Below are 25,296 nucleotides of genomic sequence, written 5' to 3' on the forward strand. Positions count from 1 at the left end.
TCGTTCCTTAAGCATGAAAGGGTGTCCTTATGATAACGCAGTTGCAGAAGCTACGTTTAAAATTATGAAGACGGAATTCATTAATCAGATGAACTTCCACAGTTTACATCACCTAGAATTGGAGCTATATGACTACGTAAATTGGTTCAACAAACATCGCATCCATGGAACCTTAGGCTATATGAGTCCAGTAGATTACAGAAGATTATCCCTTAAAAAAGCTGTCTGATTTAGTGTTGACAATCCACTCACATTTCATGATGTTACTGGTGGAAACATCGAAGTGGAATTATATAGTAAGGAACCTCCTTACTCTAAACTAAGTTGGCCTGATAATAGCTTGATGAAAATAAATAAAACATGGGGGGAAGTATATCAGGAAGATGAAAGAAATATTTATGAGGTAGAGGGGACTCTAGGATGGCCCTATGGAAGATGTGACTTGTCTGTAGTAACCAGATCGAATGTATCTATCGAGTTAGATAGTACTAATTTTATACCTGTCAAAGAGTATATGCTTAACACAAAAAAGTACGGATGGAGTAGAATTTTCAATTAATATCAATGTCGGACGCAAAAGAGATTGTTGCTATTTTTGCAAAAGATCTTCCTCCTAAATATGCCTATGAGATGCTAGAGCCCATTATGAATGGAAAAGCAAAGGGTGATATTGCAAAAGAATTGACACATACATTATCATTTCTTCACCAAAAAGAAAAGGAAGCTTAATCAATTATGAGTATGGAACATAAAACGTTTATATTCGATACTGTTGGCTTTAATAAAGATTTAAGGGAAATTATTATTGCTGCCGGCATTACAAATGATACTGGATCATTGAAATCGTTCATCACAGAAAATATGGGGAAGGTTCGCTCCATATATACAGGAGAATTACTGAACGCTGGATGGGAAGAAGAACTAGAAAACGGAGGAGTGCAGGAGCTTTCTGATTTTGCTATGACGATTTATTATTCACAGGAGGAGGACTTGGGACTCTACTATGCATGGGACTCCTTAATTGAAACATTGCAGGTGACGTCTACGCGTTTTCATCCAGAATACTATATACTTGGGCGGGCTTTAGAATCAGGAGCTTTTAGACTCGATCCTGGTGGAATGGGGATGGGTTTTGTTTATGCTGAAGATATCCCCTTTATATGTAATGAACTCATTCATTTAAAACGAAATTTTATTATTAACGGCCTGCCCCCGTCAAATGATGTCATCTATGAAACTTCAATTGATGAATTAATTGAAGCATACGATGAACTTATACGAATATATGAGGAAGCAAACTTAGTCAAGTGTGGTTTGCTAATGACATTTTAAGTGAAAATAGAGGAAGGGTTTTACTTCTAAGTCTGACGATACTGGTCAAATTCTAACTAAACTTCAAAAACTAATAAAGGTGTTACACCCGATCCGAATGAATGGCTAATCGATCATTTTTTTAGGGATAAAGATAATGATTCAAGTATTATCTCGTAAAGAAAATCGGGACAATTCAAATGAAGTTTCAATCGCATCTTGCTAAACCAAGCAAGAAACCGATAAGAAGAAAAAAATGAAGCCTGTAATATTAAATAGTCAATTAAACAAAAACAATTTATGGAACGGTTGTATACTTGCATCGTTTGCACATGCAATAATGGTTACTCATTATCCTGGATTACCATATGAACATTCATGGGGTGGTGATAACTATAGTGTTGTTGATGGTAGATCATACAATACGCCCAACAAACGAAATCACTAACTAACTTAAACAAACACTTAATAAACTTTTAAAGGCTTATTCCAACTCGAACAATAAGGGGGAATGAGCTTTTTTGCATGACCAAAATCTAAGGACGAAACGAATGGCAAAACAAGAACTTGTAGTAATGGAAGAATTGAAGGAAGAGCTACCAGAAGAGGAGGGGAAAAGGAAACCAGAGGAATGGCTTATTAATGCTGTTACGACACTGCTTGGCAAAGTATTTGCCGATGAGAGAGGCTGGAGAAACCCGGAGACCAAAGAATCATTAGTACGATTCTTGCTGACTCTCAACAAAGGGATGGAGATGGCGGCGAGCAAGATCCCGCAAGATGTCCGAGTAGCAAATCGTAAATTATCGAAGGCGCTGGATTTCTACAGTTCAATAGACAGATGGGATTTGCCTAATCGTTTTCGAGTTCAAGATATTGATCCAGTCTTATTTGACCATCAAATAATTGATATAAAACAATATAATGCATGGGAAGATCCGCATTTAACACCACAGCAGAAAAATGAAATCGCGAAGCTCATATATGAAAGATTCAAGGATGACACAGATATAGCGACTCAAAACTACTTCTTTGTCGTGGAGCATACCAGTGAAGGGATTGATGTATTAGCTGGTGCTATTGGCTCTAGAAAAGGGAAAGGATTTGTTTGCGATCATAATCCACAACTGCATCGCAAGCCGCAAGGAATATCGAAAGGAATTATCGTATTTGGTTTAAGAACATCTATGATGCATTTGTGTTGGGGACTTTGCCCATCAGGAGAGAAAATGACGTTTAAAGTGAAATGTGAAAACCGTGAGGCTTGCTAATTATAGCAAACTCACGGTTTTTTTCAGTTTTTTTGTGCGTTCTCTTGCTCTTTCGTAATCGAGTCTGATCTTGATTGATCAAAGAGGGCTTACATCTTTTGCTGGGCAGCATTCTCAATCTTGACTGCCTTCATCACTTTATTCGTGTCTTTCGTCATGCTGCGAGCCGTGCCGAACTTCACTTCCATATTGATGCCCAGTTCTTGCAACTTAGCTTTCACTTGTTCTTCGGTAAGGGTTCCCGCTTTCATTTGGTCAAGAATGGATTTCACTTTTTCCTTAGTTGCTTCATCAAGGTTATCCATTTTCGATTTATCCATCTTTACTTGGAAGTGATGACCCTTGCTGAAATCTACATTCAATTCGATGCCAAGCTCTTGCAGCTGAGATTTGGCTTGTTCTTTCGAAAGCGCTCCTGTTCTCATTTGCTCAAGAATAGCTTTCGCCTTTTCTTTGGCAGCTTCGTCAAGGTTATCTAATTTCGCTGCGTCCATCTTTACCATAACGCCATGAGCTGTTTTGCTGAAATTCACATCCATGTCAATGCCAAGCTCTTGCAGTTGAGCTTTCACCTGCTCTTTGGTAAGCGAACCAGCTTGAGCTTGGTCAAGAATGGTTTTTACTTTTTCTTTGGTAGCGTCATCGAAGCTAACGGAAGTCACTTTGCCCTTGAATAAGATGCCGTCATGAGCCGCGTTGAAATCAAAATCCACATCGACGCCAAGTTCTTGCAGCTGAGGTTTGGCTTGCTCTTTCGTAAGCGTCCCTGTCTTCACTTGATCGAAAATGGCTTTCACCTTGTTTTGAGTTGCTTCATCGAGATTACTTGCTGCCGTTACCTTAACAGCCGCTGTCAGTTGTCCATTCCCGATAGATTGCGCAGGTACCTCGGCAGCGAATGCGGATCCCAGAGAGGTGAGTGTGAGTACAGCTCCTAAAGCAGTTGTAGCGAGTGTCTTTTTCATAATTGTCAATCTCCTTCGTGAATGTATTTTTGTTTACGACCTCATTGTATGACCCTTATCTGGAGTTACTATGAAGATCATGTAGAGTTTTGGTGGGGATTTTTCGGTCTCTCCATATAAACTCCAGATAGCACGGCTATACTAATTAAAGAGGTGATATATTGATGAACTATCAGATTCTTGTGATAGAAGATGATCAAGAGATTCGGGAGTTAATCAAACAGTTTTTGATGACCCAACACTATAGCGTTGAAGTTGCATCCGATGGAATAGAGGGCATGAAACAATTCAATAAGCAATCCTTCGATTTAATTCTATTGGATGTCATGATGCCTAACCTTAACGGATTCGAGGTTGCCAAGATGATTAGGAGTGAGTCCAATGTTCCCATCATTTTGCTAACTGCTTTAGAGGAAGAACAGGATCAATTAAAAGGTTTCGATCTCGGAATCGACGATTATATTACGAAGCCTTTTTCCTTTCATGTATTGATACGGAGAGTCGAAGCCGTATTAAGAAGAAGCAAGGATCAAGGAACGAATAATGGTCTGGTGTTCAAGGAAATTCAAGTAGATTGCGATGCCTATAAAGTATACGTCAACGAGATTGAAATCCCATTAACGACAAAGGAATTTGAAATCGTACAGCTGCTTGTTCAAAATGAGAAAAAAGTGCTCACCAGAGGAAGCATCGTCGAGAAAGTATGGGGATACGATTATTATGGAGAGACGAGAGTCATCGATACACATATCAAAAATATTAGAAAGAAGTTAGATATACCTTACATTAAAACGGTAAAGGGGATCGGCTATAAAATTGATGAGTAACTGGTTGGACATGCTGAAGATGAAGCGTATTACCTATAAGCTTTTCGTGACTACGTCTCTTATTTTGTTATCCTTTGCCGTCCTGATCTATGTATCGTTGTACTTCTTTCTCCCTACCTTTTATGAGCAGTATAAGACGAACCAGCTTCAGACCGGGATCGAGGAAATCATAACGAAATCGAAGGATCTTGATTTGCAATATGGCGTGCTTCTTCTTGATGACTTCTCCAAAAAAAATAATGCAGTCGTCTATCTTCAAAATAAAGAGGGAGTCATCATTTACTCTCCCTTTTTTTCTTCGGTTCGCAAAGGTTATTCACTATCGGCGGAAGTGAGAGTCGAAAGAGCAAAACCAATCGTGAATTCAAACTCCTTCGATGTCGCCGTGCCCATTCAGTTTTTGGATGCGAAGTTAACGCTTGTCGTGTCCGCTACCTTTCAACCGATAGATGAGGCCTCGCAAGTATTGGCACTTTTTCTCCCTTATTTAAGCGTTATCGTTATTGTGATTGGCATAGGCAGTGCTTATTTGTATTCGAGGTTTATCACGAAGCCGCTTCTTTACATTAACCAAGGTGCGCAGAAGATGGCGAACTTGGATTTCTCCGAACCAATCGAGGTACGTTCTACGGATGAGTTGGGGGAGTTATCCACCAGCCTAAATGAACTGTCCGTGAATTTGCAACAAACGATGCAAGAATTGCACAATGCGAATCGGCAGTTAAAGAGCGATATTGAAAAAGAAAGAGCAGTAGAAACAAAACGCAGGGAATTTTTTGCGATTGCAGCACATGAATTAAAAACTCCTCTTACCGTGATGAAAGGGTATCTGGAAGGAATGATCTATCATATCGGTCCGTATCGAGATCGCGATCAATATTTGCAGAAAAATCATCAGATTGTCGAGGGAATGGAGCAGTTGGTTCGTGAGATTTTAAGCATGTCGAAGTTGGAGCGCGATACATTCAAGCTGCAGTTGGAAGAAGTGAATCTCTCGCAGCTCATGGATAAAATAACTGCGGATCTTGAATATTTTGCGGCTCAGCGGGAGATTCAGCTTATGAAGCATATTACCTCAAATATAATGGTTCACACTGATCGTCTGATGCTGGAGAAAGCGTGCAAAAATATCATCCATAATGCGATTATGTATTCTCCGCAAGGAGAAAAAGTATGCATTCAGCTAACCCGGGATGTGCAGGAGGGCAGCATTCAATTTCAAGTCATCAATACGGGCGTGAACATTAAGGAAGAGGACATGCAGCAGATTTTCGAACCTTTCTATCGAGTTGAAAAGTCGAGAAATCGCAACACAGGGGGCAGTGGACTGGGACTATATATTGTTAAGCAAATTTTTGATGCTCTGGGCATCTCGTACTCTATGTACAACATCGAGCAGGGCGTACAATTTGCAGCTGCCATTCCGAAATCACGACAGTGAGTTTTTACAAGGGGCGGGCAATAAAATGGCCGTGCAGGGTATGATGAGAAGAGAGCGAGTAACGCAAACAGGGTCAGAATAGACGTATTGGCGGCCATTGGCGTATATGCGGGAATTGCCGGGGGAATGATGGATGCAGGGATTAGAGCGGATAAGATGGGTAATAGGACGGGAATCACGCTATGAAAAAGGTATTAATTATCGAAGGTGAAGAGCTCCTGCGGGAATCAATGGCTCATTATTTCAAGGATGATGGATATGCTGCTTATACGGCCAAGGATGGACAACAAGGGTTGGAGCTATTTGCAGAGCAGGATATCGACCTTGTCATACTGGATGTCATGCTTCCGGAACTGGATAGTTGGGATGTATGTCGCCGTATCCGTGATGTGTCCAAGGTTCCCATTATTTTAGTTACGGCAAGTAGTGATGAGGAGGATACACTCCTTGGCTTTGACTTAGGTGCTGACGACTATGTAACGAAACCCTTCAAGCCTGCGGTTCTCATGGCACGAGCTAGGAGATTGCTGAAGTCTGCCAGTCAGGACGAGCAGCAAGACGATATTATCTTGTGCGGCATTCATATGAATAAGTCTGCCCACAAGGTGTCAATTGAAGGGAAGCCAATCAATTTAACTCATACGGAATATACGATCTTGTTGAGTCTTATGGAACATAAGGATCAAGTAATTACTCGAGACACGCTCATTACAACGATATGGGGATATGAGCAAGGCGGAGGCGACAAGGCGCTGAACACACATATTCGCAACCTCCGATACAAGCTGGGGGATAAAGCTAAGCATATTACAACGGTCGTGCGGGTTGGATATAAATTCGAGGTTGATAAATGACGGGTATTGGGTTAAGAAGCTGCTATGAAAAAAACAGCACCAGCGTCTCTCTACGATCAGGAGAGGACTGGTGCTGTCGCTATTTTATTGCGTGTAATAAGTTTGCAATCTTACTCTTCCAGCTCCTTGCCCTTCGTTTCCGTACCAAGCCAGAGGACGGCAACCGCACCGATTACAATGGTGACGAAGAACAGCCAGAAGATCGCGCTAATCGCAACCTGTCGAGCGACGAGCATACCGACAAGGTACGGAGCGATAATACCGCCAACTCTGCCGAAGGATGCGGCAAGACCAACGCCGGTAGAACGAACCTTGGTCGGGTACAGCTCTGGTGTATACGCGTACATGCCTCCCCATGCTCCAAGGTTGAAGAACGACAAGCATATTCCGGCTGCAATCAGCATGCCTTCCGTTGTCGCACTGCCGAACCAGGCTGCACTACCTGCGGTAAGCAGCAAGTACAAGACGAGGACGAACTTGCGCCCGAACTTCTCGATGAGGTAAGCGGCGGTGAAGTATCCGGGCAGCTGTGCGAGTGTCATGATGAGCACGTATTCGAAGCTTTTGACCAAGCTGAAGCCCTTCAGCATCATGACAGAAGGCAGCCAGAGGAACATGCCATAATAGGAGAAGACCACGGTAAACCACAATACCCACAGCATAATCGTAGAGCGGCGGTGCGGCCCAGACCATACTGCGACAAAGCGTTCGCGGAACGACAGCTTCTGCTGTTCCGATTGCTTCGTCTGCTGAGTAAAGCGCGGCGGATCTTGAATTGCCTTTCTCAAGTAAAGTGCGTACAGTGCTGGAACGGCACAGATTAGAAATGCCGCTTGCCATCCGTATGTAGGAATCACGAAGTAAGCAATCAGTGCAGAAGCAATCCAGCCCGCTGCCCAGAAGCTTTCCAGCAGGACAACGGCACGTCCACGTTCCTTGGCAGGAACGGATTCAGAGACAAGGGTTGACGCGACGGGCAGTTCGCCACCTAGACCCGCTCCGGCGATGAAGCGCAAAATGCACAGCATCGTGAAGCTTGTTGCTGCTGCGGACAATCCGCTAGCAATCGAGAAGATGACCAGTGTCCAGAGCAGAACCGACTTACGGCCGTATTTGTCCGCTAATGCTCCTGCGAGCAGCGCGCCTACTGCCATGCCAATCGAATTAATGCTTGTAAAGAGTCCCGTCTGCTGCGGGGTTAAGCTCCATTCGGCTGCGAGTGCCGCCGCGATAAAGGAGATGATGCCGATATCCATCGCGTCGAACATCCAGCTCATTCCGGCACTCCATAGCAGCTTGCGCTGCTTCGGCTTATCCAACGTTTTCGCCGTATTCATTTCAGTCTCTGCCTCCACTTGATATGTGTTTGGATATAGTTTGTTCAGAAGGTCACATGCGAGCTTTAGAACAAGCTTTAATAAGGCGCAACTTGCTCTCTGATGTGATACCATTCATCAGTATGGACTTTATCATAACAAATAAAGCTAATTTTGGTTATAAAATTTCACGAAAAATAGGTAAGGTTATTCAGCTAGTGAGTCTTAGCCTAATCAAAAAAGCGATGACCCCATTTAATCGAAGGCCATCGCTTGTCATTTAATTTTTAAATTGCTGATCTGTAGAAGTGTTGCGCGGCGTGCCCGTAAGCCCAACAGCCTCGTCGTACGCATCGAATATCGCTCGCGCGATTGGCGCTGCGCTATAAGCCCCGTAATTGCCCTCCGGAACAACGACTGCGACAGCTAAGGTCGGATTTTGCGCGGGAGCGTACGCAATGAACACTCCATTTTCTACTCTGATGCCTTTTGCGACTTCCTGTTCGGATGTTCCCGTTTTCCGATAATAGTCATAATTGAACCCTTCAAATCCCTGTACCTTCACTCGGCTCATGCCAAGCTCAATCAAGTCCCAATAGGCTTTATCGAACTTTGCTTCGTTCAGCATCTCCGGCTTAAACTCTTTTACTACCTTTCCGTCCGGATCCGTAATTTTGCTGACGAACTGCGGCTTCATTCGCTTGCCATGCGAAGCCAGCGTAGCCGCATACTGGGCGAGCTGAAGCGTTGTATACTTGCCCTGCTGGCCGAACGAGGCGTATGCAAGAGCGGATTGCGCGCTGGCGCGCACGGCTTCGCTCATATAGTCCTTTAGGCCGGCTATCTCTCCAGGCAGTCCGCTGCCGGTCTTTACACCAAGTCCGAACATTTCCATATATTTGTCCCATGTCTTCAGTCCGTTCACATCCGTTCGGGAATATAAACGTTTGCCGATCAAATCGATCATAAAGGCATTGGAGGAGAATTCCAGCGCTTTTGCGGCATCGATGCGACCATGCGACTTGTTGTTCGCATTCCGGATTTTCCTTTTTTCGAGTCCGATTTCGGCATAGCCGATGTCAGGATAATCATCGTACACGCTGAACAGCTTTTCCTTCAAACCGATAAGGACGGACAACGGCTTGATTGTAGAGCCAAGATACACGATGGAGTTCGGGTGCTTGTTCATTTCTTTTTCGTCGTATGGGCCGTAGGCTGCTTTTATCGTGCCGTTGTTCATAAAGGATTTATTTTTTTCGTAATCCTCAACGCTGATGGAGCCGTTCTTCCAGACATTGCTGTCATAATCCGGCATGCTGGCCATAGCGACGATATTGCCCGTCTTTACTTCCATGGCGACAGCATAGCCCGTACGTGCGTTAGGGGCTCGCTCCACGGAATTCGAGGAGTTGCGTATTTTCTGCAGCGTATTCATAATCGCGTCTTCGGTCTTCATCTGAATGCTTTTATGAATGGTTAGGTGAAGATTGTTGCCCCGCTCAGGCTTGGTCAATTCCATGGGGCCCATAATTCGTCCCGCTACGTTAACCGGGAATTTCTTGAGTCCGTTTTTGCCGCGGAGCTCTTCCTGGTACATGAACTCCAGCCCGTCAACACCGACATCCTCATAATCGAGGTATCTGAGCTCCTCGTGCCGGGAATTTCTATTTTCGTATATCTCCTTATAATAATCGTAGGACTCTCTGACACCTTTGAACTTCTTCAGATAGCCGATTGTTTGCACCGCGACTGTATCCTGATCATAGTTTCTGACGCTGTCTTCTATAATCTCAAGATCTTTATATTCGGACTTATGCTCCAAAAAATAAGCAATATCCTTCGAGGATAAATCCGTTTTGATCAAGCGGGGGACATATACGGGATTAACATTGGCATTCAAATCCATACGCTTCACTATGTCCTCGACTGATTGTTCCTCTCCCGTCTTGGTATTGCTTTTGAATCTCTCGGCGAGCTTTTCAGCGAGCTTCTTGGCTTCCGCCATGTTTTCTTTATTCTTGTAGTTTTTGTTCACATTAAAGTAAAGTGATTGTGTCGATGTGGAATAAGCGATCTTGTGATTGCTGGCATCAAAGATGATCCCGCGAATCGGTGCGATAGCTGTAGTCCGGTAGCCCAATGAAGTTTCTTTTTGCTTGAGGGCAGGGCCATCTACGAATTGCAGCAACGCCAAGCGTATAATAAGTATGGCGAATAAGGCGAATATAATAAAGAAAAATCCAGTCAAACGGACAGAAAATTTGCGTTCATTGTCTGATTTGTGTTTGTTTGCGTGAGTTTCCTTAGATAGATTCAAAGCACTATTTCCTTTCTGCATCTGCGTATCATATTCCGTTTACCAGGTTCGTCATTCCTTTGGTACAAGTACACCTGAATTATATTAAAATTGATCATATATTCATATAGTGGCAAGCTCTTTTTATCATCAAATTCCAGACTCCATATGAGAAAAGGCAGACTTGTACACCTATTAGATGCAGCAACGGTTACGATGGTTTCTTGAACAATATTACAAAATAATGCAAGTGTGCTTCGGCTTCGCTTCGTGCTCGACTTTTCATTTTGAATCGGCTGGAGTAAGATAATCCTAACATCATCATAATGCGGACAAGTTCCGATACGGCTGCAGGAAAGAGAAGGAGGAGCTATGCTTCAGAAATTCGGTTTTTCACAATATGAGAGCAAAGTATACGAGACGTTGGTGGCAGGAGACGGCCCTATGGATGCAACGAGTGTGGTCAAGCACTCAGGCGTGCCGAAGGCGAAAATATATGAAGTGCTGTCGCGTCTTATTGATAAGGGATTAATATCGGACTCCATATCCGAAAAGAAAAAGACCTATTTGGCGCTGCCGCTTCAGGTTGTTATCGAGAAGCTGTCCAAGGAATTCGAACAGAGCATTGAACAGTTGAAGCAAATGAATGAGCGCAAAATCGCAGCGGACAATCATGTGTGGAGCTTGAAATCGGAAGCTTCGATCATGGCGTATTGCCAGCATCTGATTGAAGAGGCGCAGGGCACGATTATCGTCTCGATGTGGAGCGATGAATTTCGGAAATATGTGCCGCTGCTGGAGAAGAAGGAGCGGGAAGGCGTACGAGTGGAGGCATTTGTAACGGGGACAGATGTGCCGAAAGCCCGAGTGTCGAAGCTGAATACGTTATCGCCGACGGAAGAGCATCATACGCTGGAGAGATTCATGCTGGTTGCAGCCGACTCATCCCAAATTATGTTCGCGGGGATGGAGCAAGGGGAATGGCAGGCAATGCGCACCGGGGCGCAGCCATTCGTAAAATTCTTTATTGAGTTCTTTTACCATGATGTTGCCTTGGCGAGAATTTCACAAAAATATAATGCAGAGCTCATGGCGGACGAGGAAATGAAGTCACTGCTGATGCGGCTTCGTTATTAAAGAGGATTAAACTGTTGCATGAAGAGCCTCAAGTGAAAGGAAGTAAAAAGCAGGCCTCCGAAGAGGTCTGCTTTTTTTCATCCTATGGAACTGATTACTTATTGAAATTAAATTTTGCCCGATAGTTTCATCAAACGATAGAGAATAGAAGCCACTTGTGCGCGAGTAGAGCTTTGATCAGGAGCGAACGTGTTGTTAGACATGCCATTGATCAACCCTTTATCCACAGCATAAGCTACCGCGGCTTGGGCGCTCGCCGAAATCCGATCTTTATCTTTGAAGTTTAATTGCACTTTCTCACCCTTCAGATCGACTTTCATGGCATTGATCATCAATACGACCATTTCTTCGCGGCCTAGGATATCATTTGCCCCTGCCATCGCAACGTAATGACTCCATTCTTTCTCTTGGCCAAGAATACGATCCAAATGCGCCACGAATTCTGCGCGCGTTATCGTATCGTTCGGAACGAATTTGGATTCACTTTTCCCTTTGGTTACGTGTTGAGCCGCAATAACTTCGATTTCATGTTTTGCCCAATGGGTCTGAATATCGTCGAATGAAATGTGAATCTCCATCAGCTCGAAGGTGCCGAGCGTAGAGGTTGTAAGTTGAATATTCCCCGGCTGATGCACGGCATTGTAACCCACATATACCCATTTACCGTTTTCATCTTGCTGGTAGACGCCAACTTTTTGCAAATCAATTACTTTGTTAGCCGGCTTAAGCTCGATCTTAATCGGATGACTCAATTTTCCTGTATCGTTGCCGATCGTGACGATCTGCGATACGACGGTTGTTTGATTTGCCGAATGGATGTTAACTTCACCATTGTCAGAATCTTTTGCCGATAAGCTTGCTTTAAATCCATTTGTACCAATAAAATCAGCCAATGCATCCGCAGGAATTCGGATGGTAAATCCATTGCCGGTAAGGATCAATCCTTTGCTGGATGCCAGTAGTTTGTCAGCCGTTGCTTTATTAAAGATTACATTCGCACTGCTGTAGTCGTTGAAGCCAATATCGGTAAGATCCAGCGTGGCGTCAGTCGCTTTCGAATCTTTCAACTGGGCAATCAAGGCCTCACTCGATACGCTTATCGTTGCGATAGTCGCACCCTTAACGTTTTTCGTCGTAGTGAGCGTGCCTGCTTTTACTTTCTTGCCTATTGGTGCTGGAGTCGATGGTGGGCTTGGTGTGTAAGTCGATGGCGATCTTGGAGAAGTCGGTGTCGTTGTGCCAGAATCCTTGGTTACGGTGACTGATACCTCATGAGATTTGCCTTCGTAAGATACAGTGATCGTCGTTTTCCCTGCTCCAACGGCTGTCACCTTGCCGGTATTGCTTACTGTAACCATGTTCGTACCAGGAACGCTATACTTTGCACCCTTTGTAACGTCTTTCTTGCTTCCATCGCTATACGCCGCGGTGACCGTAAGCTGAGCATCCTTCCCAACTTTAAGATCTACGCTGTCCGGCGATACCGAAATCGACGTTAATTCGACTGGGGTTGTCGTTTCTTCTGTAACGGTAACAGGTACCGCGTAGGTTTTACCTTCGTAAGCTACGGTTACTGTCGTTTCACCTTTTCCAACGGCTGTCACCTTGCCGGTATCGCTTACCGCAGCAATGCTTGGGTTAGCTGTACGATAATCTGCGTCGCTTGTAACGTCTTTCTTGCTTCCGTCGCTATACACCGCGGTGACCGCAAGTTGAGCATCCTTCCCAACTTTTAGAGCTGCGCTGTCCGGCGATACCGAAATCGACGTTAATTCAGGATCGACTGGGGTCGTAGTGACAGTGACGGGTACTGAAGCCGATTTCCCTTCATAAGCTACCGTTATCGTCGTGCTGCCTTCTCCTACCCCCGTTACTTTACCATAGACAACGTCTATGACACTGAGATCGTAATCGGCATAGATGGCCCCATACGTGACGTCACTAACACTTACTGGGAATGGCTTGCCGTCTGCGTCAACATATTGAGCCGTTACCGTAAGATTTGCAGTGGAACCGACACCTAAGGTTAGAGCCTCCGGCTGTACTTTAATTCCACTTAACACGGGATCTGCGCTAGTAATCGTAACAACTTTCTCCGCATGGTTACCTGCCGCGTCGTCTACGAGCAATTTCAGCTTATTCGCTCCGGTCGTTAAACCGCTTAACGTGATATCGAACTTGCCATTTTGATCGAGCTTTGCAGGTTGCGAGGAAATCAAGTTGTCGTCGCTGTCTAATAGTTCGTATTTCACATGCAAGTTGTCGTTAACGTTGTAGGCCAAGCCCAAAGTTTCCTCAACGACTGGTCCGAATTTCACGTACGAATCGTCTATCGAGCCGGAGAACTGCACATTCGAACCCGTAACATGTAAACTGTCGGGAGAAACGAATTTTGGCGTGCTCGTCTTGACATACACCGGAATCCAATCCCCTGTCACTGCTCCTGTTGAAGAGGATTGCCCTACAATCTCCATGGCATAGGCGCCTTCCGGAACAGCTGTGTTCAGCGTCGTTCCCGGCTGACCCCATTGATGATACTTACCGTTAAAGGTTAACGCCTTTGCTCCCGTTGTCACGCTGCCGTTCATAATCCATCCGATAGTACCGTCTCCGTAATATCCGCCGCTCATATTGTTCAGATCATAAAGTTGAATGTATGAAGTTCCTTGCCTATCGTGGAATTCATATCTCACAGTTGTGCTGTCCAGCTTGCCATCCCCGTTCGGAGAGATGTGGTTGCTGTCGATCGTAAAGGTCTTCAATCCCGTCGGTGGGGCGAAATTCGCCGCGAAGGGAAGAATTAGATTTGTCGTACCGTTTGTAATCTTTACGTAACCCAGCATTTCGTTACCGTTTGCTCCAGTCCCTTTCGGAACATTTAGCGTCACGGTCAAATTTTGTTCATCGTTTAACGTAAAGCTGGACTTGTCGACTGTCACGATTGAGCTCGCAAGCGTACCTGTCGCCGCTTTCGTCGTTTGGACGGATACCGTATAGTCGCTTGGGCTTCCCGTTACATTTTTAACAAGAATAGACCGTGATACCGTTGTTGGATTGTTCGTATTCGGAGATACATTTCCGAAGGTGATTGTTCCCTTGGTGTAGTCATAAGTCTTATTGGAGAAAGTGGTTTGATCCAATTCATACGCGAGCGCTTCAGTTGTCGCTGCTTTAAGCGGCTGAATACGTCCCGGACCTTGAGAGAAGACGTCGTATTTCGTTACGTCCAGTTGCTTGGCCGTATTCGAAATCGCGACTTTAATATCGAACGGAGTCCAATCCGGATGCTGCGATTTAAGCAAAGCCGCAACCCCCGCTACGTGCGGAGCCGCCATACTCGTTCCTGTATAACGGTCGTAGGATTCGGAATAGTCAGGGTAGTTAGGCAGAGGCTGTCCTTGATTATCGAGATAATCTTTGCCATAGGCAGGAACCGATGACATGATGTTAGTTCCTGGAGCCACCACGTCCGGTTTAATATCAAAGACCGGATTGGCAGGTCCGCGCGAACTTGAATTATTGATATCGTCACTTAAAGTCGTACCAGTGGTGAATTCTCCGAAGGTGACGGTACCTGAGTCGCCCGCAAGAGCCGTTCGCAGTGCGCTGCCGTCCGTGTAGGACATATCAAACGTTGGGATGGACGCGAAGGAATCTCCCACAAAGGCGCCTGACGGTCCTGGAGTATTCGTTCCGCTCGCAGAGTTGTGAACAATAACCGCTACGGCACCTGCACTTTTTGCTGCCGCTATTTTATCCACGAAGGCAATATCACCGCGGGCAACGAGAGCGACTTTACCTGCCACATTCAGACCCGCGTAATCCGTCACTTTACCAAGGCCAGGGATTGCGGCGACATCATACGTTCCGGTCAAAATACTTTTCGGGTCTGTGCCGAATTTCCATGCCATCAAATTCATGATATATGGTGTGACCGTTCCCGCTTTGTCTAGAGTTACAGTAGCCTTTCCGGCCATCGTTTTTTCCGGAACAGTAGAGTTGCCCACCGATATCGCGAAGGCTGCCGTGCCCGGACTGCCGATCGTCCCTCTATTTGGACCTGAATTCCCCGTAGAAAGGACTGCTGTCGTACCTGCTAGAACTGCATTGTTGATGGCGATCGCGTCAGAAGCAACTTGGCTATTGGTAGATCCGCCCAAAGATAGATTGATAATGTCCATTTTCTCTTCGACGGCTTTATCAATACCTGCGATAACCCCTGAATTCGAGCCGCTTCCGTACGCGCCCAGCACGCGATAAGCATACAATTCAACGGAAGGGGCAAGTCCCTTTATACCAAAAGGATTTGTGCCTTGAGCTGCAATCGTCCCGGCAACATGGGTGCCATGTGAGGTATTAAAAGGATTTCCAGTAGTAGGGTGAATCCACGGTCTGTTATCAGGGTGATCCAACAGCGTAGTTTCATACGGATCGTCTCCTCTAGTACGAGCGTATCCCGTATCGGAACCGTCTACTACTTGCGTAATAAAGTTATGTCCGCCTTTATAAACGTCTTTTAAATCAGGATGAGTATAATCAATTCCGGTGTCGATAACGCCTACTTTAACTCCTTGGCCTGTATAGCCTAAGGCCCATACTGATGGAACTTCAAGGAATGGATTACTCGTGTTCATGTTCGGATGGACTTCACTATCCGGCAGCTTTGAGGATTCTACCCCCAGAGCGTGAACTTCCACGTCAGGCTCTACCATTTGTACACCTTTCATCTTAAGTAACTGTTCCACTTGACTTGCTTTTACTTTAAGGGAGACCCCATTAAATGCATAATTGTATGTAAAGCCCACGTTAGCGTTGATACTCTTGCTACTTAATTGGCTGACAAAGCTTTGTTGCTGTTTATTGATTTTTTGTTTCGTGTTCTGTTCTGAGGCTGCAGTAAATGATTTGCCCTCAAGCATACTCATACCCTTCGCTAGAGCTACTGGGGCTTCGGATAATTGGACGATAACTGAAATTTCCTTGTCGTCAGTAAGGTTTTGCAAATCGGGATGGAGTACAGGTTCTTGACCTTCTGTAAATTTATTCTGATCAACAATCTGCTGCATTTTTGCACGCACTTCAGGACTCAGTGCCTTGCCTGTCAATTGTGCTTGTGAATCAAATGCGTATGCGGAAATCGGAAAGAGTAGGGAAAATAGCGTCAATACGACTACTAGCAAACGACTTACAAATAAACGTAAATTTTTCAATCGGCTGTGCACTCCTTTTCTCAAAATGATAGATAGCATTTCTCGGGTTATTTACACCTCCTTACATATTCTGAAAATGATGGCGGTTCACTTAGAATATATGATACAAATTGTATCGTGTCAACGCTTTCATGTTAATGAAATGTAACTGAAATCAAATTTCCTAAAATCAAAAATAAAAAACGACACTCTACACCAATTTTCGGAGTAGAGTGTCGTTTTTTGGGCTTAATATCCGCCCGCAATGAATATAAATTCGCATCCAATTAACCAAGTGATTAACCAAATTTGAACCCCGTGGATTTACAATTCCAGAGCGTGGAATTTGTATCATATCAACTGCCTTCGACTTACTTCATTTATTCAGCTGCAGTGGCTGTATTGGTCTTAACTCGGGAAGAACGAGTCAGGGAGAACATGGCACTTCCCAGCGCCAGCAGGACGAACAGGCAGCCGACCCATGCATTATTGGCTACAGAGCTCTGTTCAATGACAAGTCCGCCAACGACTGAACCACTCGCAATACCAAGATGAAGCACCGATGAGTTCAGGCTGAGCTGGATGTCAGCTGTATCGGGAGCAGTCTGCATGAGATAGCTTTGCTGCGCCGGGGACAATGCCCAGCTAAGCGCACTCCAAATCACCATCGCAATCAAGAAGACGTAGAACGATACTTGTGCCGTCAGCGGCAGGACAAACATGATCACCGCGAAGCTTGATACAATCAACAAAATGGAGCGTTTTGTTCCCCATTTATCCGCCATCAAGCCGCCAAGCCCTCCGCCAGATACGGCTGCCAAGCCGAACAAGAAGTACACAATGCTGGTCATGCCTGGACTAAGCTGGAACGTCTCCTGTAAATAAGGTGTCAGATATGCATAGAGGGTCAAATGCCCTGTCAGCATCAAGTACGAAATAAGATGACCGCTGACGAGCTTCGCATTCTTCAATGAAACGAACTGTGTACGCAGGGTCGTAACCTCGGAAGGGGGAACCTTCGATAAGAAGGCATAAATCCCTAGCATTGCAATTGCAGTCAGTCCCACAACTAGCAGGAACGGCGCCCGCCATCCGTATGCATTTCCGATAACCATCCCAATAGGAACGCCTAAGACGAGTGATCCGCTGATGCCCATGTAGATGACGCCAATGGCGCGCCCTTTATATTCCGGTTGGACGAGCTTCGAGGCAATCGTGATGGACAACACGATAAGCAGCGAGCCGCTGGATGCCGACAAGGCTCTGGCTGCGAGCAATGTAGCATAATTTGAACTGAACGCCACGATAAGATTCGAGATTAGGAAGATGAACAAAAAGACAATATACAGTTTTTTGCGTTCAAATTTGGCTGTGAGATTCATTAAAATTGGTGCCGAAATCGCAAAGGCAATCGAGAAGATTGTAATCAGCTGCCCGGCTGCACTGACGGAAATGTTCAAATCCGCAGCTATCTGATCGAGAATTCCCCCGATAATCAGCTCTACTGTGCCGACAACGAATGCGGCTACTGCCAAAATATATACACGAAAGTTCAAGAGAGACATTCCTTTCTGATTGAATAAAAAGTTACTACTATTATAGTAACCTAAATACGAATGTGCAACAGAAAAGTATTCCTGCTTGTCAGATGTCGTATCCATTCACTCTAGCAAGATACGAACAAGCCGACCTAAGATGATGGCATCCTGGTCGGCTTGTTTACGTTCAGCATATCTCCATGCATTATGATGTCTTTGTGGAATGAAAGGCGTACTGGAAGGCATTCAGCAGCTTGGCGAATGCGCGCTTGCGGATATGTCCGTAGGTTACGGCGCTGATCGGGGGATCGAATCGGAAATTGTACACCTTCGTATCCGTCATGCGAGCTTCCTTCATATATCGCTCGCGGATGAGCAGCTGCTCGTCCGGCTCCAATTCGTGCACGATGGACTCAATCAGCTCGCAAAACGCCAGACATTCGCTCGCTCTATCTGTATTATAGACCGCTACTGCTGCAGTCGGGTCGCCGACCCGGTTCGTCGCGCCATTTTCTCTCGCTTCATAATTCGTTGTAATCCGCGCTTCGCGAACGGCGAACTTCATCACTTTACACATTCTGTATTTGGCAAATACCTCATCAATTCGTGCTTTTGCTTGCTTCGCATCCATCGCTTCATGCTCTGGCATGTCCATGAACCCCATTACCATTAGGCAAGGCCTCCTTTGTTTCCATTCATACTCGAGGTTGTGTACTTCCTATCTATCTATTGGGTCCAGCATCGAAATGGAACACCGTGGGCAGGTATTCCCATTATACCACAAAAACAAGAACATTTGTTCCTATAAATAATTAAAAACAAATCAAAAAGAAACTATAAAACGAGTTTAAACCAAACATGTGTTCGCCATTTTATACTGTTAACGTGGACATCGTGAGCAGAAAGGAAGCTGCCTTCGCTATTTTCAAGCAAGCAGCATGAGGCTCTATTAGGATGGCCGATTAGTAAATGAGCAGGATGCAAGATTAGCAATTTTCCCAGTAGATGAAGGGAGGTGATGTGGATTGATTGTATATCGCGACATTGTAGAACGATGGCTCGTGCCCATGGGGAAGGCATTGAACATGCCGGTTGTTCCCTTGGACGGCCTGAAGGCGGATCAGACCGAGCCGCTTATCGCGTACGACGTGGCTGAGCCTTACATCGATTGCTCGCCCCATCATGCGGAGTCACAAGGGATGATTGAGAAGGTTGTTGAGATGGAATGGCTTCTTCTCATTCGCTCCAAGGATCGCATGGATATGGTGGAACGCTGCCGGGATTTGCTCGGCTGGCAGTGGACGGAAGGATTGGAGTGCTTGACGACAATCCCAGCCGTGCAGGTGCATATGGGGCCAGCGCAGTGGAAGACGGAGCCGACTGCCGGACTAGGTCTCCGTATTAGGCTTCGCATGAAGGATCGCTTCGAGCGAAACTTTACATTCATCGAAAAAGTGGAATTACAACGAAACGAAAAGAAGGAGTGATTGTTCATGTCAATTCAAGACGTACAAGTAACGATTGATTTACAAAAGCCTACAGGTCGGTTGTCCTTCGGAATGCCGCTTATTATCGGGAAAAAAGCCGGAGGCTCTGCCTATAAAGAATACGGGGATCTCAAGGCGGTCAAGGATGATTTCGCGGATACGACAGCGGAATACAAAATGGCGGAGGCGCTCTTTGGACAAGGCGATCGCTCACCGGCTCGCATTGCGATTACAGCTTGTGATGAGAAGGAGGAACCAGCAGCTCGCCTTCGCTCTGTAGTCGATAACGGCTGGTACTATCTGCTCTCCTCTGATAATAGCGATGCTGTAGTTGAAGCGTTGGCTGCAGAGATTGAGAAGGAGGATTACCGTCTGTTCTTTACACGCGCTGCTGATAAGACGAAGCTTCAGGCGCTGAAGTCCAAGGCTTATACGCGTACGGTCGTGTTCTATCACACGGATGCCGCGGTATATCCAGAAGCCGCGCTCGTAGGTTCGGTTGGTTCTGCGGAAGTGGGCTCTGTGACGTGGAAGTTCAAGAAGTGCACAGGCATCGACGCGATGAAGGTAACAGCTGGCGAATTGATGGAAATTCACGACAGCGGCGCAATTACGTACGTGAACAAGCAGGGCGAGGCACGAACTTCGGAAGGCAAGACGCTGTCTGGTGAATATATCGATGTCATTATGGCGCGTGATTATGTGCGTGCCCGCATGGAAATGCAAATTCAGAATTTGCTCAATCAATCGAGCAAAATTCCGTACACCGATGCAGGGATTGTCCAAATCGAGAGTGCGGTGATTAACGTGCTGTTGGAATCTGCACGTATGGGTATCATCGCGACAGCCGACAGTGGCGAGCCGCTGTTCGGTACGTCCTTCCTGTCTCGCAATGAGGTAAATCCAAGCGATCGCGCGAACCGCGAATATCGCGGCGGCTCGTTCTGGTTCGAGATCGCAGGTGCGGTACATCAAGTGAAGGTGAACGGTGTTATCCGCTTCTAGTGAATCACAATTGATCACGAACATCATACACAACATTTTCTATTAAAGGATGGTGCTTATCTATGAGTATCGGTATTTATGATGCAAAGCAAGTATCTGTAATCATTAACGAAGAACACATTACGGGATTTGGCGAGAATACTTTCGTCACCTGTGAAAAGGATGAGGAGCAGACGGTAACGCATGTTGGCGCGCGCGGCGAGGTAGCGATTGCCTATAAGAACAATCCGCTCGGCACGATTAAGCTGACGGTGATGTCAACGTCGCCGCAATTGCCGCTCTTATATCGATTAGGGAACGAGAAGAAATTATTCAAAATTATGGTGAAGTCCAATAACAAACCGGGAGAAACAATTAGCGGTAATCAGGCTATCATCAAGAAGCTGCCGGCTGCTTCGTACGGCTCAGAGCTTGAGGATCGTGAATTTGAAATCCAAGTTCTCGATTATATGCATCAAACAGAATAGTGAAGTAAAAATTTAGGAGCTAAATTTCAATAAAACGGATTCGGAAAGGGTGGCTACTTGTGAGCAAGCAAAAGACTGTAACGATTGAAACTGAGGAATATGTGCTGCAGCATCCGGGCGCGCGGGCGCTCATGCGATTGTATGATGCAGCATTGAAGGCAGATGGGGGATGGAAGCTGGAAGCGTCGATGGACTTTTTCCTCCAACATGTCATCGTGTCTCCACGCCTAAGCTGGGAGGGTCTTGAAGAAAAGACCGATCTGATGACGCCGCTCTGGCTGGAGTGTGCGCGCTTCTTGGGCATGGTCGATACACCCTTGGAATCCGAATCATCCGACGTATAAGCAATCCATCTCCCGCAATCCGCTCCGGCAATTGTTCTGGCGTGTCGTCCTGAACAGCCGGGGCGGCATTACGTATGCAGAAGCGAGCGGTATGAGCATTGAGGAATTGTGTGAAGCCGCCGCCGCTGTGGAATGGATGTACGGGAAAGGAGGGGGTTAACCCAATGGATGATCGGATCTCCAAAAATATTCACCGCGAACTGCGCACCATGAACGGGAAGCTCGATGAGATGGGCGTCGTCTCCCGCATATTGACGGACAGCATTAAGGAACAGACAGCGGAGATGAAGCGAAATGCAAGAAGGAAGACGCCGAAGATAGGAGGACTTACCTTTCCTACTGCTACGTCTGATAGCATTACGTTTTCCAAATTGAACACGATGTTCGTTTCCTTACAGAGGCAGGTAGCTTCACTCGGTGTTTCACCATTGATAACGATAGCAACAAACTCATCATCTTCAAACAGGGTTGTGATTGAGAATACGAATGAGCTTGCTTCGTCTATTGCCCAGCAGTTACCGACTTCGCTCTCGCAAAAGCCAGCTGTTGCTCTTGCTTTTGCTCTGTGTAATTGCAGTTCTGACAAGAAGGAGGAAAAACCCAAGACTTGGCTTGATTATATAGGCGATGCTTACAAATTATTTAAGGATGTAAATAGTGATTTTACAAATCTTAGAGATCTTTCAGACAATATAAAGTTTGGCAAAGAAATGTACGAGAAAATTAAGAAGAAACGGGGCGGCTCCAAATCTGATGGGGAGTCTGAAAGTTCTAGCGGAGGAAAAGATGATCCGCAGAAAGATCTTGGAAAAGCTGCTAACGGTACTAAAAATGAAGGGGAAGCCAAAGACAAGGGCAATCCATCCAATAAGGGCAAAGAAAAAGAGAATACAGCTGATTCTTTGAAGTCTGCGGCAAGTGGCTCGAATAAGGATAAAAATTCTCCCCCTAATAATGCCAAGCCCAATGATAGCAAGAGTCCTCCAACGAATACGGGTACGGATGCAGACCAGAAATCCTCACCGAAACCTACCTCAAATGTCCGGCGGGATTTAGCGAATGCAGCTGCCGGATCGAATGGGGAAGGTCAAGCTCCTTCGCCAAAGGATACAAAGGTTGATAATACTAAACCAAGCCCAGCGCCAAAAAATAGGCGAGGGGCAGGTATATTAGGGAGGGCGAAAAGACTCGGCAAATGGGGAGGTTTCTTAGCTGGGGGAGCTGGTCTTGCTATGGGTCTTTTTGGCGGCAAGAAGGATGAAGATGGAGGTGGGGAAAAGTCTGAGTCCACTGCGGATGATTCCTCGAACGTCGTTCAGGCAACAGCTGAAACGGTTCAATCTGTTCAATCAACAGTTGGGCCGATGGCGGATGCTGCTAAAGCGGCTTCGACCGCGTCAGATGTGAGTAAGGCTGCCTCTGCAACGAAGAAGGTCGGCTGGTTGGGCAAGTTGTTGAAGGGAGCTCGTACAGTCAGCAAGGCAACAAGGTTTCTGCGCTTTAATCCCGTTGGATTTCTAGGCGGATTAGCCGTAGATGCAGGCTTATGGGCAGCGGAGAAGTTCCTACTCCCGAATGACGAGGAGAACCCAGACAAGGAATCAGAAGAGGATGACAAGTCAAAATCAGCTGCAAAGATGATTGTGAGATCCTATATGGCTAAAAACCATGCGCTTGCAGCCTCGACGGGACAATCAAATATACAATCGTATTCCCCTAATGGTGAGGGCATGCAATCGATAGTTGAGGGTTCACCGACTGGAGCGATACCCTCAACTGCATCTATGCCTCAACATCAGACACCCAATATGCCTGGGCCTACTGCTAGTGGCAGCATGGAAGTCAGCACGAACAGCAATGTCACGATGAACCTGAACGTGAACGGCTATATTGACAACCGCATGATTGAAGAGATTAAGCGGATCGCCCGCGAGCAGTACGACGCCTCATTCCGAGCATTAGAGCGGGGCATTGCGGACAAACTGCCGAAGCCTAAGCCTATCCCAAGGCCTCAGGTGGCGGAAGGAGGAATGATGTCCCATTAATACGCGAAAAAGCAAATTAGGCGGCGTGGAACTGTTCGTCATTTCAGAGGAACCTGAGTATTCAGTGCAGGTGAGCAGTCACAATGTGGAAAAGGGCGGTACCATTACGGATCACATCCGGAAGGAAACAACAAGCTTAGTTCTGCAAGGATTGCTAATAGGCCCCCAGGCCTCCAATTATAAGCAGCGTTTGGTAAAGGCAATGAGCGAGGGGAAGCTGCTCCAATACACTGGGAGCAATATGATGCTGAATTGTGTCATCACTAGCTTGCGAACCGCTCATAACAACTCGATTGCTAATGGCATGACTTTCACCATGTCATTGAAGCAGGTCAACATTGTCCAGCCAGCTTACAGTAAGCTGCCGCCGAAGAAGAAGGCGGCCGTGAAGCCGAAGAGCCGTTCCGGGAAGCGAAATACTTCCTATCGTCCGGTGCCGGAGACGCATACAGCGCGCCCTGGCCAGTCGCTAATGGATATCGCTAGGTACTTCGGGATTCCTGAAAGCATGATTCGGATAGCTAATAATGTCATTGAGCGTACCGCCAAGCCATTTGTAGAGGGAGCGAAACTTCTGCTTGGCCTTTCCAAAAAGAAAAAGAAAAAAACCATGCCTTCAGGTGGGGGCGGGGGCGGAAAACAATACATGCAGGATCGGTAAGGCAAGGAAGCTTCAGAAAGGAGGAGAAGGATGGCGATCATCGGGATCGACAAAGATCTTATTCCTTACTCATTTGATATGGATTTGGGCGATCGAACCTATACGTTCGAAATACGCTACAACTTTACCCATGATTATTTTACCGTGGACCTATCGGAAGGGGATACTCCGTTAGCTCTTGGCGTCAAGCTGGTATGGGGAATGCCGCTGTTCGTCAGCATGGAGACGCGGGAGTTCCCGCTTGAGCTCATCGTCCCGTATGGGGATAATCCGGAAGAACAGATTACGTGGGATACACTTGGGCAGTCTGTTCACCTGCATTTGGGGGATGACGATGGAATACTTATTTAATCGCGGGTGCGAGATTTTGATTGGTGGTTATCGATTCAACTACGGTGATCTGACAATGAATGTTCACGTAGATTTTGATGATAACAATGAACCGAATGAATCCACCGTAGAGCTGTACAATTTGTCCAAGCATACGCTGGCGAACATTCGCACGGGGATGCGAGTCATTGTCAATGCGGGTTACGGCAAGGATCTCGGCACTGTGCTTCAGGGCAATATTGTAGAGGTACGAACGAAGCGGGAGCAGATGGATCGGGTGACGACGATTCAAGTGAAGGACGATTTGACAGTTTCCTTATATGAAATGGCACATACGTATCGGCCGGGCACGAAGGCTAGCGAAATTATTCATGATCTGTTAAGTCGGGCGCAAATTCCGCATGGAGCCGTGCAGCTCGGTTCTAATCATGCTTATATGAAGGGATTCGTTGCGAAAGGCGATCCAGTTGCGTCGATACGCCGGGCAGCTCGTGAATGCAATACGGAAGTATTTACTCGGCAAGGTAAGCTATATTTCAAGCCTCTTGCTGGAGCCGGATTAGAGGTAACAGGCATCGTTCGCTTATCCGCTGACAGCGGGTTAATTGACAGCCCGCAATCGTATGAGGAGGACAAGGTTAAGGGTGTGCGCGTGACGTCCCTCTTGAATTATCGGCTGCATGCAGATGCACAGCTTCGATTGGTCAGTGAGGATTTTGACGGTGTGTACCGGGTGAAGCGGGGCAAGCATACCATATCGATGGATCAATTTGTGACAGAAGTGGATTTGGTTAAGATTTAACCAATTCGTT

Annotated in this window: 22 protein-coding genes; 16 read left to right on the top strand and 6 right to left on the bottom strand. The window is 46.1% G+C overall.

Annotated features, from left to right (window positions below; all coding sequences use genetic code 11):
* The 4 genes from BP95_RS0105660 to BP95_RS0105680 all read left to right on the top strand — a co-directional run.
* Nucleotides 1–229, top strand: a 229-nt coding sequence (locus tag BP95_RS0105660) for an IS3 family transposase (RefSeq protein ID WP_028531620.1), incomplete at its 5' end; no start/stop codon positions are given.
* Nucleotides 230–564: 335 nt separating this feature from the next.
* Nucleotides 565–729 (top strand): hypothetical protein, encoded by a 165-nt coding sequence (locus BP95_RS32920; protein ID WP_155987199.1) that lies wholly within the window; start codon nucleotides 565–567, stop codon nucleotides 727–729.
* Between the two features lie 6 nt (nucleotides 730–735).
* Nucleotides 736–1,332: a hypothetical protein gene (locus tag BP95_RS0105675; protein WP_021256072.1), complete on the top strand. Its 597-nt coding sequence runs from the start codon at nucleotides 736–738 to the stop codon at nucleotides 1,330–1,332.
* Nucleotides 1,333–1,862: 530 nt separating this feature from the next.
* Complete coding sequence (locus tag BP95_RS0105680; RefSeq protein WP_021254406.1) at nucleotides 1,863–2,582, top strand: hypothetical protein; 720 nt, start codon at nucleotides 1,863–1,865, stop codon at nucleotides 2,580–2,582.
* A gap of 89 nt (nucleotides 2,583–2,671) precedes the next feature.
* Here the strand turns inward: BP95_RS0105680 and BP95_RS29680 are convergent, their stop codons facing one another.
* Nucleotides 2,672–3,547, bottom strand: coding sequence for a hypothetical protein (locus BP95_RS29680; RefSeq protein WP_051614006.1), 876 nt, complete (start codon nucleotides 3,545–3,547; stop codon nucleotides 2,672–2,674).
* A 161-nt stretch (nucleotides 3,548–3,708) separates the two neighbouring features.
* On the opposite strand from BP95_RS29680, the gene BP95_RS0105690 reads away from it, so the two are divergent.
* The 3 genes from BP95_RS0105690 (at nucleotide 3,709) to BP95_RS0105700 (ending at nucleotide 6,669) form a co-directional block, all read left to right on the top strand.
* Nucleotides 3,709–4,374 carry a response regulator transcription factor gene (locus tag BP95_RS0105690; protein ID WP_028531622.1) on the top strand — a complete coding sequence of 222 codons (666 nt, stop codon included), beginning with the start codon at nucleotides 3,709–3,711 and terminating at the stop codon, nucleotides 4,372–4,374.
* A complete protein-coding gene (locus tag BP95_RS0105695) occupies nucleotides 4,367–5,815 on the top strand; it encodes a sensor histidine kinase (RefSeq protein WP_021254403.1) in 1,449 nt (482 codons plus the stop codon). The genes BP95_RS0105690 and BP95_RS0105695 overlap by 8 nt, the downstream gene beginning before the upstream one ends.
* A gap of 182 nt (nucleotides 5,816–5,997) precedes the next feature.
* The gene (locus tag BP95_RS0105700; protein WP_021254402.1) at nucleotides 5,998–6,669 is read left to right on the top strand and encodes a response regulator transcription factor; all 672 of its coding nucleotides are present in this window, start codon (nucleotides 5,998–6,000) and stop codon (nucleotides 6,667–6,669) included.
* A 110-nt stretch (nucleotides 6,670–6,779) separates the two neighbouring features.
* Here BP95_RS0105700 and BP95_RS0105705 read toward each other — a convergent pair whose 3' ends face one another.
* Complete coding sequence (locus BP95_RS0105705; RefSeq protein ID WP_021254401.1) at nucleotides 6,780–8,006, bottom strand: MFS transporter; 1,227 nt, start codon at nucleotides 8,004–8,006, stop codon at nucleotides 6,780–6,782.
* A gap of 259 nt (nucleotides 8,007–8,265) precedes the next feature.
* The gene (locus BP95_RS0105715) at nucleotides 8,266–10,302 is read right to left on the bottom strand and encodes a peptidoglycan D,D-transpeptidase FtsI family protein (RefSeq protein ID WP_028531623.1); all 2,037 of its coding nucleotides are present in this window, start codon (nucleotides 10,300–10,302) and stop codon (nucleotides 8,266–8,268) included.
* Between the two features lie 351 nt (nucleotides 10,303–10,653).
* Between BP95_RS0105715 and BP95_RS0105720 the strand changes: the two genes are divergently transcribed.
* Complete coding sequence (locus BP95_RS0105720) at nucleotides 10,654–11,418, top strand: TrmB family transcriptional regulator (protein WP_021254399.1); 765 nt, start codon at nucleotides 10,654–10,656, stop codon at nucleotides 11,416–11,418.
* Nucleotides 11,419–11,525: 107 nt separating this feature from the next.
* Here BP95_RS0105720 and BP95_RS34195 read toward each other — a convergent pair whose 3' ends face one another.
* The 3 genes from BP95_RS34195 to BP95_RS0105735 all read right to left on the bottom strand — a co-directional run bounded on the left by BP95_RS34195 (nucleotide 11,526) and on the right by BP95_RS0105735 (nucleotide 18,815).
* Nucleotides 11,526–16,628, bottom strand: a complete 5,103-nt coding sequence (locus BP95_RS34195; protein WP_197035278.1) for a S8 family serine peptidase — start codon at nucleotides 16,626–16,628, stop codon at nucleotides 11,526–11,528.
* A 359-nt stretch (nucleotides 16,629–16,987) separates the two neighbouring features.
* Nucleotides 16,988–18,172, bottom strand: a complete 1,185-nt coding sequence (locus BP95_RS0105730) for an MFS transporter (protein WP_036666805.1) — start codon at nucleotides 18,170–18,172, stop codon at nucleotides 16,988–16,990.
* 178 nt (nucleotides 18,173–18,350) lie between these two features.
* Nucleotides 18,351–18,815: an ArpU family phage packaging/lysis transcriptional regulator gene (locus BP95_RS0105735; RefSeq protein ID WP_021254396.1), complete on the bottom strand. Its 465-nt coding sequence runs from the start codon at nucleotides 18,813–18,815 to the stop codon at nucleotides 18,351–18,353.
* A gap of 355 nt (nucleotides 18,816–19,170) precedes the next feature.
* Here BP95_RS0105735 and BP95_RS0105740 point away from each other — a divergent pair, with 355 nt between their 5' ends.
* The 8 genes from BP95_RS0105740 (at nucleotide 19,171) to BP95_RS0105775 (ending at nucleotide 25,286) form a co-directional block, all read left to right on the top strand.
* Nucleotides 19,171–19,632 (top strand): hypothetical protein, encoded by a 462-nt coding sequence (locus BP95_RS0105740; protein ID WP_021254395.1) that lies wholly within the window; start codon nucleotides 19,171–19,173, stop codon nucleotides 19,630–19,632.
* Between the two features lie 6 nt (nucleotides 19,633–19,638).
* The gene (locus BP95_RS0105745) at nucleotides 19,639–20,637 is read left to right on the top strand and encodes a DUF3383 family protein (protein ID WP_021254394.1); all 999 of its coding nucleotides are present in this window, start codon (nucleotides 19,639–19,641) and stop codon (nucleotides 20,635–20,637) included.
* 62 nt (nucleotides 20,638–20,699) lie between these two features.
* Entirely contained in the window at nucleotides 20,700–21,104 is a 405-nt protein-coding gene (locus BP95_RS0105750) for a phage structural protein (RefSeq protein ID WP_021254393.1), read from the top strand.
* Between the two features lie 59 nt (nucleotides 21,105–21,163).
* On the top strand, nucleotides 21,164–21,448 hold the full coding sequence (locus tag BP95_RS0105755) for a hypothetical protein (protein ID WP_005542653.1): 285 nt from the start codon (nucleotides 21,164–21,166) through the stop codon (nucleotides 21,446–21,448).
* Nucleotides 21,449–21,612: 164 nt separating this feature from the next.
* Nucleotides 21,613–23,493, top strand: a complete 1,881-nt coding sequence (locus BP95_RS0105760) for a hypothetical protein (RefSeq protein WP_028531625.1) — start codon at nucleotides 21,613–21,615, stop codon at nucleotides 23,491–23,493.
* Between the two features lie 25 nt (nucleotides 23,494–23,518).
* Nucleotides 23,519–24,154, top strand: coding sequence for a LysM peptidoglycan-binding domain-containing protein (locus tag BP95_RS29690; protein WP_231515050.1), 636 nt, complete (start codon nucleotides 23,519–23,521; stop codon nucleotides 24,152–24,154).
* A gap of 30 nt (nucleotides 24,155–24,184) precedes the next feature.
* A complete protein-coding gene (locus BP95_RS0105770) occupies nucleotides 24,185–24,505 on the top strand; it encodes a phage baseplate plug family protein (protein ID WP_021254390.1) in 321 nt (106 codons plus the stop codon).
* Nucleotides 24,489–25,286 (top strand): phage protein, encoded by a 798-nt coding sequence (locus tag BP95_RS0105775; RefSeq protein WP_021254389.1) that lies wholly within the window; start codon nucleotides 24,489–24,491, stop codon nucleotides 25,284–25,286. The genes BP95_RS0105770 and BP95_RS0105775 overlap by 17 nt, the downstream gene beginning before the upstream one ends.
* Nucleotides 25,287–25,296: the final 10 nt, after the last annotated feature.

Origin of the sequence: Paenibacillus sp. UNC217MF (genome assembly GCF_000686865.1) — a bacterium.
In the GTDB taxonomy this organism is placed as follows: Bacteria; Bacillota; Bacilli; order Paenibacillales; family Paenibacillaceae; genus Paenibacillus_B; species Paenibacillus_B suaedae.